Annotated in this window: 14 protein-coding genes; 5 read left to right on the top strand and 9 right to left on the bottom strand. The window is 64.7% G+C overall.

Annotated elements, in window-relative coordinates; genetic code table 11:
* Positions 1-128: 128 nt before the first annotated feature.
* Positions 129-1121 carry an adenosine kinase gene (locus NKI54_RS12135; protein ID WP_352691555.1) on the bottom strand — a complete coding sequence of 331 codons (993 nt, stop codon included), beginning with the start codon at positions 1119-1121 and terminating at the stop codon, positions 129-131.
* Between the two features lie 215 nt (positions 1122-1336).
* Between NKI54_RS12135 and NKI54_RS12130 the strand changes: the two genes are divergently transcribed.
* Positions 1337-2032, top strand: a complete 696-nt coding sequence (locus NKI54_RS12130) for a sulfate transporter family protein (RefSeq protein WP_352691553.1) — start codon at positions 1337-1339, stop codon at positions 2030-2032.
* Here the strand turns inward: NKI54_RS12130 and NKI54_RS12125 are convergent.
* From NKI54_RS12125 to NKI54_RS12110, 4 genes are all read right to left on the bottom strand, one after another.
* Complete coding sequence (locus NKI54_RS12125; RefSeq protein ID WP_352635026.1) at positions 2029-3027, bottom strand: proline racemase family protein; 999 nt, start codon at positions 3025-3027, stop codon at positions 2029-2031. The genes NKI54_RS12130 and NKI54_RS12125 overlap by 4 nt on opposite strands.
* 14 nt (positions 3028-3041) lie before the next feature.
* Positions 3042-3842 carry an isocitrate lyase/PEP mutase family protein gene (locus tag NKI54_RS12120; RefSeq protein ID WP_352635024.1) on the bottom strand — a complete coding sequence of 267 codons (801 nt, stop codon included), beginning with the start codon at positions 3840-3842 and terminating at the stop codon, positions 3042-3044.
* Between the two features lie 77 nt (positions 3843-3919).
* Positions 3920-4777, bottom strand: coding sequence for a hypothetical protein (locus NKI54_RS12115; protein ID WP_352591185.1), 858 nt, complete (start codon positions 4775-4777; stop codon positions 3920-3922).
* 77 nt (positions 4778-4854) lie between these two features.
* Complete coding sequence (locus tag NKI54_RS12110) at positions 4855-5265, bottom strand: SRPBCC family protein (RefSeq protein ID WP_352591182.1); 411 nt, start codon at positions 5263-5265, stop codon at positions 4855-4857.
* 82 nt (positions 5266-5347) lie between these two features.
* Here NKI54_RS12110 and NKI54_RS12105 point away from each other — a divergent pair, with 82 nt between their 5' ends.
* Positions 5348-5932: a TetR/AcrR family transcriptional regulator gene (locus NKI54_RS12105; RefSeq protein WP_352591179.1), complete on the top strand. Its 585-nt coding sequence runs from the start codon at positions 5348-5350 to the stop codon at positions 5930-5932.
* A gap of 33 nt (positions 5933-5965) precedes the next feature.
* Here the strand turns inward: NKI54_RS12105 and NKI54_RS12100 are convergent, their stop codons facing one another.
* The 3 genes from NKI54_RS12100 to NKI54_RS12090 form a co-directional block, all read right to left on the bottom strand.
* Positions 5966-6622, bottom strand: a complete 657-nt coding sequence (locus tag NKI54_RS12100; RefSeq protein ID WP_352570216.1) for an HAD family hydrolase — start codon at positions 6620-6622, stop codon at positions 5966-5968.
* The gene (gene dut, locus NKI54_RS12095; RefSeq protein WP_023717930.1) at positions 6622-7107 is read right to left on the bottom strand and encodes a dUTP diphosphatase; all 486 of its coding nucleotides are present in this window, start codon (positions 7105-7107) and stop codon (positions 6622-6624) included. The genes NKI54_RS12100 and dut overlap by 1 nt, the downstream gene beginning before the upstream one ends.
* Before the next feature lie 84 nt (positions 7108-7191).
* Positions 7192-7662 (bottom strand): Lrp/AsnC family transcriptional regulator, encoded by a 471-nt coding sequence (locus tag NKI54_RS12090; RefSeq protein WP_023676368.1) that lies wholly within the window; start codon positions 7660-7662, stop codon positions 7192-7194.
* 115 nt (positions 7663-7777) lie between these two features.
* On the opposite strand from NKI54_RS12090, the gene NKI54_RS12085 reads away from it, so the two are divergent.
* Both NKI54_RS12085 and NKI54_RS12080 read left to right on the top strand, forming a co-directional pair.
* Positions 7778-7993 carry a DUF6356 family protein gene (locus NKI54_RS12085; protein WP_352469961.1) on the top strand — a complete coding sequence of 72 codons (216 nt, stop codon included), beginning with the start codon at positions 7778-7780 and terminating at the stop codon, positions 7991-7993.
* 171 nt (positions 7994-8164) lie between these two features.
* Positions 8165-9538, top strand: coding sequence for an amidase (locus NKI54_RS12080; protein ID WP_352635021.1), 1374 nt, complete (start codon positions 8165-8167; stop codon positions 9536-9538).
* On the opposite strand, the gene NKI54_RS12075 is transcribed toward NKI54_RS12080, so the two are convergent.
* Complete coding sequence (locus NKI54_RS12075) at positions 9532-10608, bottom strand: NAD(P)/FAD-dependent oxidoreductase (RefSeq protein ID WP_352635019.1); 1077 nt, start codon at positions 10606-10608, stop codon at positions 9532-9534. The genes NKI54_RS12080 and NKI54_RS12075 overlap by 7 nt on opposite strands.
* Positions 10609-10726: 118 nt before the next feature.
* On the opposite strand from NKI54_RS12075, the gene NKI54_RS12070 reads away from it, so the two are divergent.
* Positions 10727-11317 (top strand): TetR family transcriptional regulator C-terminal domain-containing protein, encoded by a 591-nt coding sequence (locus tag NKI54_RS12070; RefSeq protein WP_352591167.1) that lies wholly within the window; start codon positions 10727-10729, stop codon positions 11315-11317.
* Positions 11318-11320: the final 3 nt, after the last annotated feature.

Here is an 11320-nt window from a genome sequence, read left to right as displayed (position 1 = left end):
CGTCCGCCAGACTCAACTGACCCAGAACACGATCCGCCATCCCGAATCTCCCTGCTTCGACCATCATCACAGAATCACCAATCGGCTTCTGTGCAAAGGTCTCACAGGGGGAGAAGGAAGAGATGCCGCTACAGCAGCCCCGCCTGCTCGGCCTCTCTGCGCAAATTCTGCCGTGGCCTTGGGCCGATTTGCTGGATGACCAGCCCGGCCGCCAGCGAGCCGAGATCGCCGCACTGCTTCAGGCTGCGGCCTTGCGTGTAGCCGTAGAGGAAGCCGGCGGCGTAGAGGTCGCCGGCGCCTGTGGTGTCGACCAGCTCGCGGATCCTGGTCGCATTGATGGTCACGGTCTCGTCGCCGCGCACGATCACCGAGCCCTTTTCCGAGCGGGTGACGGCGGCGATCTTGCAGTCCCTGCGGATCCGCGCCAGCGCCTCGTCGAAGGACGCGGTCTGGTAGAGCGACTTGATCTCGTGGCTGTTGGCAAAGACGATGTCGACGGTGCCGGAGCGCATGAGATCGAGGAACTCGTCGCGGTAGCGGTCGACGCAGAACGAGTCCGACAATGTCATCGACACTTCGCGCCCGGCGGCATGGGCGAGCTTCGCCGTCTGCCGGATCGCTTCCTTGGCGCGCGGCGGGTCCCACAGATAGCCCTCGAAATAAGTGACGGCCGCGCCCGACGCCTTGTCGGCCTCGACGTCCTCCGGGCCGAGTTCGACGCAGGCGCCGAGATAGGTGTTCATCGAGCGCTCGCCGTCCGGCGTGACGAAGATCATCGAGCGCGCCGTCGGTGGCTCGCCGCTGAGCGGCCTGGTGTCGAAGGCGACGCCCTGGGCATGGATGTCGTGCGCGTAGATTTCGCCGAGCGCGTCGTTGGAGACCTTGCCGAAGAAGGCGGCGCGGCCGCCGAAGGAGGCGACGCCCGCCGCCGTGTTGCCGGCGCTGCCGCCCGAGGCTTCAATGGCCGGGCCCATGCGGCTGTAGAGCAGTTCGGCGCGCCTCGTGTCGATCAAATTCATCGCGCCCTTGATGATGCCGTTCGTCTCCAGGAACGCCTCGTCGCACTGGGCGATGATGTCGACGATGGCATTTCCGATACAAAGCACGTCATAGTCCGGCATCAATTCATGTCTCCGCCAAAAACCCACCGGCTTTCTGCCACGCCGGGCGCGGGCGGGTCTAGCGGTTTGATGCGGCTTTGCCTAGGCCGCGAGTTATAAATCCGGGCAGAACGCAGATGCTTCGTATCGCGCGGTTTGCGCTTGTCTCGCGACCTGTCTCCGCCTATCCCGAAATATCGCCCACGGGCCTCGTTTGACATGGAATTGGAAACGCCGTGATCCTCGACGCCGCCCGCGCCGCCTTGAGCCGCCTGTTCTCACCCGAATTCCGTTCCGTGTTCCTGAAGACGCTGGGGCTGACCTTGCTGGCGCTGGCGGCGCTTTGGTTCGGGATCAAGAGCCTGTTCGAATGGCTGGCCTGGCCGTGGATCGATGCATGGCTGCCCGCCCTACCCTCCTGGGCCGGATGGCTGGGCGCCGTCGTCGCCGGCATCGGCCTTGCGCTGGGCTTGGCGCTGCTCATTGCGCCGGTGACGGCGATCATCGCCGGCCTGTTCCTCGACGACGTCGCCGAAGTGGTCGAGCGCACGGATTATCCAAACGACCCGCCCGGCCGCGCCGTGCCGGCGTTGCGCTCGCTGGTGCTGGCGATCCGGTTTTTCGGCGTCGTCATCCTCGGCAACATCGTCGCCCTGCTGCTGCTCTTGGTGCCGGGCATCAACATTGCCGCCTTCTTCGTCGTCAACGGCTATCTGCTCGGGCGCGAGTTCTTCGAGTTCGCCGCCATGCGCTTTCGCCCGGAGGCCGAGGCCAAGGCGCTGCGCAGAAAGCACTCCATCACCGTGTTCCTGGCCGGGCTGGTGGTCGCCGCTTTCCTCGCCGTGCCGCTGCTCAACCTTCTGACGCCGCTGTTCGCCGGCGCCATGATGGTGCATCTGCACAAGGCGATCTCGGCACGGGAAGGGAGCTAGCGCAGCAGAAAGCCGCGCCCCAGTTCATCATCGTCCTCGACGATGAATTCGGCCCGCCCTGAGTAATAGGCGCGGCCGCCGACGCGGGCGATGATGGCGTCATGCGGCCCGGCTGTGGCCGTGCGTACGACGGCGCCGGAAAAGCGCGAGCCGGCGATGCTCTCGAACAGCCGCGTCCGGCCAATCTCGATCTGGCCCTTGGCGTGCATGGCCGCCAGCCGCGCGGTGACGCCGGAGCCGGTCGGCGAACGGTCGACCTCGGCCTCGGCGAAAACGCAGATGTTTTTGGTCGGCGTATCGGAGAACGCATCCTGTCCGTCGGTCAGGATGGTGCCGTAGAGAAAGGCGAGATCGGCATGGTCGGGATGCAACAGCGGCAATTCGGCCTTCAGCTTATCAGTCAGCGCGGTCGCCGCATCGACGAAATCGCGCACGCGGTTCCTGCCAAATTCCAGCCCGAACTGGCGGCAGTCGGCCAGTGCATAGAAGGCGCCGCCATAGGCGACGTCGAAGCCGACCACGCCGTAGCCCGGCAGCTCGATCCGCTGGTCGCCGGCGAACAGAAACGCCGGCACGCTTTCGAAGGACACCGCGCCGGCCTTGCCATCCCTTACCTCGACCGCAGCCGAAATCAGCCCGCATGGCGCCTCGATGTTGACGGTCGTCATCGGCTCGCGTGGCGCCACCAGCCGCTCGTCGACGGCGTAGCGGCCGAGCGCGATGATGGCGTGGCCGCACATCGTCGAATAGCCCTCATTGTGCATGAACAGCACCGCGAGGTCGGCGCCCGGCAGGTCGGGCTCCACCAGCAGCGCGCCATACATGTCGTAATGGCCGCGCGGCTCGAACATCAGGATCTTTCTGAGATGATCGAGATGGTCGCGCACATAGGCACGCTTTTCGAGGATCGTGCCCTTGGGAATGTCGGGGTAGCCGCCGGTGACGATCCGCAGCGGCTCGCCGCCCGTGTGCATGTCGACGACGGTGAGCGTCATTCGCCGGGCCCCACCTAGGAAGATTTGGCAAACAGCGCCTGCAGCTTGCCGAACGGCATGGCGGCGCGGGTGAAGCCGAAGGTGCCATCCTGCTGGATCTCGCGCGCCGCGGTCTCCAGCATGCCGAAGGCGAAATTGGTCAGCCATGGGCCGAGCGAGATGCGCTTTACCCCCGCCATGGCAAGATCGGCGATGGTGAAGCCGGGCCTGGCCATGACGTTCACCGGCTTGGTCAGCGCCGAGCAGACGGTTCGCACCATCTCGATGTCGCCCAGGCCCGGTGCATAGAGCACGTCGGCACCGGCTTTCTCGAAAGCCTGCAGCCGCTTGATCGTGTCGTCGAGATCGGGCTTGCCCCACAGGAAATTCTCGGCCCGCGCGGTGAAGACGAAATCGCGTTTCAGTGCCCGTGCCGCTTCCGCCGCCGCCGCGACGCGATCGACGGCATGCGAAAAATCATAGATCGGCTTGGCGGGCTCGCCGGTATGGTCCTCGATCGAGCAGCCGGCGAGGCCAGCCGCCTCGGCGGCGAAGATGGTCTCGCCGGCACTTGTCGCGCTGTCGCCCTTGCCCTTTTCGAGGTCGGCCGAAACCGGCAGCCCGGTCGCCGCTGACACTTCACGGCAATGATGGATCATCGCCTCGAACGTCACCGCGCCGTCCGGCAGGCCGCGCGAAAAGGCAAAGCCGGCGCTGGTCGTGGCCAGCGCCTTGAAGCCGAATGAGGCCAAGAGCTTGGTCGTGCCGACGTCCCATGAATTGGCCATGACGAAGATCGATGTATGCAGGTCGCGAAAAATCTTGCCCTTATCCATGGATGCTCCCCTCCGGTGCGGATTATGAAGGAAATTCTAGCCCGGCGGAACGCGCCGGGCAAATAATTGCGGTTGGCTCAGAAGCGTTTGGCGTTCTCTCCTGCCAATCGGTCCAGCGCATCGGAATCCTTGACGTAACGCGAAGCGTTTTTGTCCCAATGATAGGTGACGGAAATGTCGCGCGAAGACGCCTCTGGCGGCGGCTGGCCGTCGCAGCTTTCATCGCCCGGCACTGTCGCGTCGGTCACCGTAACCTTGATGGCTGCATAGGGCTGGCCGTCGGCCGTCGCCTGGAAGGCCGCATTCTGCGTCCTTCGGTTGGTGCAGAGGTTTTCGTCGAACGTATAGATCATGTCGATCAGCTCGAACCTGTCGTTGCGGACCATGACCAGCGGCGCGATCACATAGCCCTGGCTCGAATTGAAATGCGTGCTCGTGGTGATGATGACGTCATCGCCGGGCCCGATCGACAGCTTGCCCGGATCGCGAAAGTAGGTGCTGCGGTCGACGGCAACATTGACCGCGTCGAGCAAGGCCGGCTTGCCGGTGATGTCGTAGAGTGCCAGCACTGCATAGCCCTCGGCGCTGTCAGGCGAGTCGCCGAGGTCGAGCAGCATCGCCAGCCGGTCCTTGCCGCCGGCCTTGATGTCGAGCACGTCGCCGCTGGAAAGACCCGACGTCGCCGGCGGCGAGCCGTCGTAGTCCGGTCCAGCGATGTGGCGCATCTCGATCGGAATCGAACCCCGGAAAAAGCCGTCCTTGTCCGCCGCCAGATCGGGAATGACCATCCTGGCGAGATCGAGATAGGTGACATCGCCGTGGCCGGGGACAGCGCTGCCGAGCTCCGGGAAGCTGACGGCCTCCGCGCTAGCCGTCGTCCAAAGACAGGGCAGCAGCAGGCAAGCAAAGATGAAACGAAGCAGGGAGAAGGTCATGCGCGCGCGCTCGTTATGTCGGGCGCGCGCAAGCTAGAGCATTTTGCGGCCAGGAGGAAACACCTGGGGTTGCCTCACTATGTTGGCTTGGCTTGGCTCGCCAGGGTCTGCTGGAAAACCGGCACCAGCTGATCCATGGCGGCTGCGAGCCACGTGCCGAGTTCGTCGGGCAGAGTATCGTGAATCCAGACCAGGCGGCTCCGGCCCTCGCCCTCGGCAAAGACCTGCATGGAGGTGTTATCGTGAGTGACCTCGTCGACGAGCCATCCCCACACGATCCGCCGGCCCTGCTCGTCGCGGGCGATGAGCCGCTCTCGCACGATCTTGCCGTCGGCGAAAGTAAGGACCCGTACGTCGCCCTCATCCACCCGGCAGTCGACGAAAACGCCTGGGGCTATCCGTTGGGCGCCGCCGGCGAAGTCGCCCACCGTCGCCCATACGCTTTCCGGTGAAGCATCTACGATGATTTCCCTGACTATCGAAGCCATGTTTCGCCTTCCCTTCGTTAACAGGTAGACCTGTCTGTCGACATATGGATGTATACAGACCTGTCTGCTATACGGTCAAGGCATGTCCGCAGCCCGAATCAACGATCGTCCCGAAAGTCTTGCGCGCCGCCGCATCCTCGATACGGCGACCGCGCTGTTTTCTCTGGAGGGGGTCCGTGCAGTCGGCATCGACCGCATCATCGCCGAGGCCGGCGTTGCGAAGGCGACGTTCTATCATCACTTCGCGGCCAAGGACGACCTCGTCCGCGCCTATATCGAGGAGATCAGCAAGGGAGGACGGGCGGCAATCGCGAGCCTTGGCCGGCGGCCACCTCGCCTGATGATCCTTGCCGTATTCGATCTCATTGCCGATGCGGCGGATCAGCCGGGCTACCGCGGCTGCCCGTTCCAAAATGCCGCGGCCGAATACCCCGACCCGAGGAGCCCGGTTCGCGAGGCAATCGATAAGCATCGTCACTGGAAGTGGGGCATCCTCAGGGATCTGCTGATCGCTGACGCAAATCCCGATCCGGACCGCACCGCGGACGCGCTAACAGTGGCGGCCGACGGCCTGCTTGTCGTCAGTCATCTCGACAGGCCGGCCAATCTGCGCACTCTCATACGCGACACGGTCGACCGAGTACTTGGGGCGCCGCGCCCGGTCTGAGATCTGGCGCGCATGCAGCCTGCGCAAAGGCGATCAGTGGATCGGCACCAGCCCGGCCAGTTTACGCATGTCGTCGAACAGGATGCCTCCGGCTTCGATCAGTCCATCGCGGTCGGAAAGCGGGTCGCCGTGGTAGGAATAGACGCGCATGCCGGCGGCGATGCCGGCTGCCGTGCCGGCGACGCTGTCCTCGATGACGATGCAGTCGGCGGGCGCGAAGCCCATCGTCGCTGCCGCATGCAGGAAGAGGTCGGGGAACGGCTTGCCGCGCGAGACCATGGTCGAGCTGAACAGCGCATGCTCGAATAGCGGCAGCAGCCCGGTCTGGCCGAGCGTGATGTGCATTTTGGACACCCGTGCCGACGAGGCGACACAGGTGGCGATGCCGGCGGCGTGCACGGTTTCGATGAACTCGCGAACGTTGGGGATGGCCTCGACGCCATGCGCGAACAGGTCCGGCAGGCCGGCGTTCCAGCGCTCGACGAAATCGGCGCCGAGGCTGACGCCGGTCGCCTCGACTTCCTTCTGCACCGAGACCATGCTGCGGCCGGAGAAATTCTTGCGGCAATATTCGAAGCTGGCCGGAAAGCCGGCCGCGGTCAGCCATTCGGCGAGGCGCCGATTGGCCAGGTTCTCGGTGTCGACCAGAACCCCGTCGCAATCGAAGATGACGAGCTTGGGTATTTTCATCAGGCCGTGCCGGTCGATCCGAAGCCGCCCGAGCCGCGCGTTGTGCCGCCAGCCAATGTGCGCTCCTCGACGGTCGCCTGCGTCACCGGGGCGAAGACGATCTGGGCGATCCGCATGCCGCGCGTCACCGCGAAATCCTCGTCGCCGAGATTGATCAGCAGCACCTTGACCTCGCCGCGATAGTCGCTGTCGATGGTGCCCGGCGTGTTGAGGCAGGTGAGCCCGTGCTTGAAGGCGAGGCCCGAACGCGGCCGGACCTGGCCTTCGACGCCCTCCGGAATTTCCAGGACCAGCCCGGTCGGCACCAGCGCGCGCTTTCCCGGCAGGATCAAAAGCGGCCTGTCGTCCGGGACGGCGGCGCGCAGGTCCATGCCGGCGGCGCCCGAGCTTTCATAGGCCGGAAGCGGCAAGCCCTCGCCATGCGGCAGCCTGACGAAGCCGACAGCCGGACCGATGACGGAGGTAGGATAAAGTGCTGCGCGCATGAGGCTGATCCTATCGTCGCGAACGCCGGTTCAGTCAACTCGGCGGCAATGCTATCAACGGCTTTCTTTCAGCACAGTTCCGCTTCAGCGCAGTTCCATCGGAACGACCGTGGTCTCCTTGATCTCCTCCATGACGAACGAGGCCGAAACGTCCGACAGCGCCACCTTGGCGATCAGCCGCTGGTAGAGCCGGTCATAGGCCTTCACATCGGCAACGCGGGCGCGCAGGACATAGTCGAGATCGCCGGACATGCGGTAGGCGCCGGTGATCTCGGCAAAGCCGGTCACCGCCGCTCGGAATCTTTGCAGCCAGTCGGGATCGTGGTTCGAGGTGCGGATCAGGATGAACACCGAAAGGCCGAGCCCAAGCTTGTCGGCGTCGACCAGCGCCACCCGGCCGGTGATGACGCCGTCTTCCTCCAGCCGCTTCACCCGGCGCCAGCAGGCATTGCGCGACAGCGATATTCTTGCCGAGAGCTGGTCGACGGACAGCGTGCCGTCGCGTTGCAGCTCGGCCAGCAATCTCCGGTCTATTTCGTCGATTTCCGGCGCCATGTGGGATGTTTGTCCCAAAATTCAGCCTTTCACAAGGACAATTTGAGACCGATGAACCGAACACCCATGCCAGTATACTCATCGCCGGCTCTTCATGCCGGCAGGAGGGATCGACATGACGGCACGGCTCGCAAGACTTTTCACCTCTCACCCGGCCGCGGTCGGCGAGAGCTATTTCGGCCATATGGCTTTCGCCGCATGGTTCTCGTCGCGATTGTTCATGGCGGCGTTTGCCGCGCTCGTTCATGCTTTCTTGCCGTTTCTGTTCGAGACCACGGCAAGCGGCATCATCCGTGAGCTCTATGAGCGGACGCACAACAGGGGACGGTAGGCCGTAGAGGCGCCGAGCGCGGCGAGGCCGCTGGACAGGGCCGCCCCTCAACGGGCCCCGCAGCGCAATCCCGATCAAGCGCCGCCATCGTCGAAATGTCGAGCCAGGCTTGCATCCACGCGCCAATCCGCCATTTTGAGGAGCGCGGCGCGATAGCCCGGAGCATTCACCATGGATATCGTCTTTTCCTCGACCACCAATCTGGCCGCGGCCATCCGCGACCGTACGGTTTCCGCAATAGAGGTGCTGGACGAGCATCTGGCGCAGATTGACAGGCACAATGAGGCGGTCAACGCAGTCGTAACCCTCGATCGGGACGGTGCGCGGCAACGCGCTGGCAAGGCCGACGAAGCCCAGGCGCGCGGCGAGGCCCTTGGGCCGCTACACGGCGTGCCGTTCACACTGAAGGACACGCACGAAACAGCGGGCATGAGAACCACTGTCGGCTTCCCGGCTTTCGCCGACTTTGCCCCGAGGGCAGACAGTCCGGTCGTTGCCTGGCTGAAGGCGGCAGGCGGCATACTGGTGGGCAAGACGAACGTGGCGACAATGCTCGGTGACTGGCAGTCGAGCAATCCGCTGTTCGGCCGCACCGGCAATCCCTGGAATCTCCAGCGCACCGCCGGCGGCTCCAGTGGCGGTGCGGCGGCGGCGCTCGGCACCGGAATGACGCCGTTCGAGGTCGGCACCGACATGCAGGATTCGATCCGGCTGCCCGCTGCCTTTTGCGGCGTCTGCGGCCTCAAGCCGACCGAGCACCGCGTCTCGCTCGCCGGCGCCTTCCCCGATCCAGGCGGGGCGCCGCGCAGCGTGAGGCTGATCTCCTGCCTCGGACCGATGGCACGCAGCGTCGAAGACCTGGTACTGATCTACCGCCTTATTGCCGGGCCGGATGGAAGCGATACCGACCTTGCGCCGGTACCGGTCGAAGACATGCCGGAGCTGGATCTGACGACGCTGCGCATTGCCTTCGCGCCGTCCTTCCCAGGTTTTCCGGTGGCAGGCGAGATCAGGGCTGCGGTCGAAAGCCTGGCAAAGGAGCTTCAGGCGGCAGGCGCGATCGTCGAGGAGGCCAAATTGCCGAAGCTCGACCTGCACGACGATCTGGAGCAAGGCGGCGCGCTGATCGGCATGATGCTGGAGGCGGCCCAGCCCGAACCGCGGGAGAAGCCGACACCGGTCTCGCGCTGGTTCGAGGCGCTCGCCCGCCGCGACCGCTCCATCCTGGCGTGGGAACGGTTCTTCGACGGCTGCGACGCCTTGCTGTGCCCGGTCGCCATGGCCACCGCCTTCCCGCATTGCGATCCGGGAACGTCGATCGAGGTCGACGGCGAGAAGCAAACCTACTGGATGCTGCCGGCCTATGGCGCGGTGTTCAACTACAGCGGCCACCCCGCACTGTCGCTGCCCTGCGGACAGGACAGCAATGGCCTGCCCATCGGACTACAGCTTGTTGGCAAACGCTGGTCGGAGTCGCGCCTGCTCGGGATCGCCAGGGCAATCGACCCGCTGGCCGGCGGCTTTCGCCGTCCGCCCGGTTATTGAGTAAACCGCCCCAGCCCGTAGGGATCAAGCAGCGGATCGCGCTCGCCATCGAGGATTTCGCGGGCGGCGAACAGGCCGACGGCCGGTGCCAGCGTGATGCCGGAATGCATGACCGCGACGTAGACGCCGCTCGTGCCTTCGGCGCGGCCAATGATCGGAAAGCCATCGACCGGCGTCGGCCGATAGCCAATGGTGTGGAAATCGAGTTCCAGCTCATCCGCGCCGCGCAGCATCGCCTTCATCGCCGCAAACAGGTCGCCGGCGGTGGCCGCAGCATCCATGCCGGGATCGGCGCCGCCGAAATCCGAGCCGGCGACGACGCGGCCTTCCGCCGTCTGGCGCATATGCAGTCGGTCGCCGATCACCAGGCCGTTGAGCAGCTTTTCGTAGGGGCGCGAATGCACGATCAGGCCGGGTGGCGTCTCGATCGGCAGTTCTATCCCGGCTATTGCCGCTAGTGCCGGAGAGCCGGCTCCGGCCGCGATCACCACCTCGTCGGCAGCAATCCGCCCGCCGGATGTATCGACGCCGGCAATCCTGCCGTTGGCTTGCACCAGAGCGGTGACGGTCGTCCCGGCTACAATTCGCGCGCCGCGCCGTTCGGCGTCGGCCAGCAGTGCTTGCGTGGCGGCGACCGGCTCGGCGACACCTTCCTCGGCGACATAAAGGGCGAAATCGGGAAGTTCGGCCAGATTGGGCTCGATACGCGCCGCTCCGGCACGGTCGACACGCTCGATGCCGTAGCCCCATGCGGAGTGCTCGGCCGCATAGGCCTCAAGTTCGGGACGTGGCAGGTCCCAGCACAAGCCACCGCACCACTGCAACGGGATGCCGGGCACCTCGTTCGCCAGCCGCGTCCATTCGGCCATCGACCGAATGCGTAGGCGGAAATAGACCTCCGGATTGCCCCAGCTGGCATTGATCCAGGCAAAGGAATTCGGTGTCGCGACGCCGCCGGCGCCGCTGTCGGCAATGACCGTCACCTTTGCTCCGGCCCTGGTCAGGTGCCAGGCGATGGAGGCGCCGATGATGCCGGCGCCGATGACAATCACTTCTTTCGCCGCTGTCATGCTTCACTCCTCGTTCCAACGCCACCACTGCGATGCCATTGCCCGTGGGTTCTGCCAAGAGCGCGCCGTATCAAATGTGCCTCTTGACTTTAATACGTACGTACGTATTGTACCCGGCATGGCTAGACATTCACTTCGCGAAAAACTCCTCGACGCCGGTTTCAAAACCATCTGGAATTCCGGCTATTCGTCCGCCGGCGTACGCGACATCGTCGCCGCGGCCGATGCCCGCCCGGGGTCCTTCACCAATCATTTTGTCTCCAAGGAGGCGTTCACCGGCGAGGTGCTGGACCGCTATTTCGCCTATGTGAGCGGTTTGGTGGAGCAGGCCCTTGCTCGGGACGGCACGCCCCCGGTCGGGCGCTTGCGCCGCTATCTCGAAATCATCACGTCGAAGCTGGAGGCGCATGATTGGGCACGGGGCTGCATGATCGGCAATCTCAGCCTCGAGACGGCGGCTCACAGCGAGGCGCTGAGGCTGCAACTCGTCGCCATTTTCGAACGCTGGCGTAAGCCCTTTGCCGAATGCATCGCCGAGGGCCAGGCGGCTGGCGACATCACCGACGCGTTCGATGCCGAGGACCTCGCCGATTTCCTGTTGAGTTCCTGGCAAGGCGCGATGCTGCGCATGAAGGTGGAGCGCAGTCCCGAACCGCTCGAGCGTTTCAAGAATATCGTCTTCAAAACAGTCTTCGCAAAAAGGAGCTGATCC

Origin of the sequence: Mesorhizobium sp. M0663, assembly GCF_040320585.1 — a bacterium.
Classification (GTDB): Bacteria; Pseudomonadota; Alphaproteobacteria; order Rhizobiales; family Rhizobiaceae; genus Mesorhizobium.
This window is presented reverse-complemented; position numbering and strand designations above follow the sequence as displayed.

Coding starts and splice junctions, on each gene's coding strand:
- NKI54_RS12135 (WP_352691555.1), bottom strand. CDS start 1,121: ATGCCGGACTATGACGTGCTTTGTATCGGAAATGCCATCGTCGACATC.
- NKI54_RS12125 (WP_352635026.1), bottom strand. CDS start 3,027: ATGACGCTCACCGTCGTCGACATGCACACGGGCGGCGAGCCGCTGCGG.
- NKI54_RS12120 (WP_352635024.1), bottom strand. CDS start 3,842: ATGGATAAGGGCAAGATTTTTCGCGACCTGCATACATCGATCTTCGTC.
- NKI54_RS12115 (WP_352591185.1), bottom strand. CDS start 4,777: ATGACCTTCTCCCTGCTTCGTTTCATCTTTGCTTGCCTGCTGCTGCCC.
- NKI54_RS12110 (WP_352591182.1), bottom strand. CDS start 5,265: ATGGCTTCGATAGTCAGGGAAATCATCGTAGATGCTTCACCGGAAAGC.
- NKI54_RS12105 (WP_352591179.1), top strand. CDS start 5,348: ATGTCCGCAGCCCGAATCAACGATCGTCCCGAAAGTCTTGCGCGCCGC.
- NKI54_RS12100 (WP_352570216.1), bottom strand. CDS start 6,622: ATGAAAATACCCAAGCTCGTCATCTTCGATTGCGACGGGGTTCTGGTC.
- dut (WP_023717930.1), bottom strand. CDS start 7,107: ATGCGCGCAGCACTTTATCCTACCTCCGTCATCGGTCCGGCTGTCGGC.
- NKI54_RS12090 (WP_023676368.1), bottom strand. CDS start 7,662: ATGGCGCCGGAAATCGACGAAATAGACCGGAGATTGCTGGCCGAGCTG.
- NKI54_RS12085 (WP_352469961.1), top strand. CDS start 7,778: ATGACGGCACGGCTCGCAAGACTTTTCACCTCTCACCCGGCCGCGGTC.
- NKI54_RS12080 (WP_352635021.1), top strand. CDS start 8,165: ATGGATATCGTCTTTTCCTCGACCACCAATCTGGCCGCGGCCATCCGC.
- NKI54_RS12075 (WP_352635019.1), bottom strand. CDS start 10,608: ATGACAGCGGCGAAAGAAGTGATTGTCATCGGCGCCGGCATCATCGGC.
- NKI54_RS12070 (WP_352591167.1), top strand. CDS start 10,727: ATGGCTAGACATTCACTTCGCGAAAAACTCCTCGACGCCGGTTTCAAA.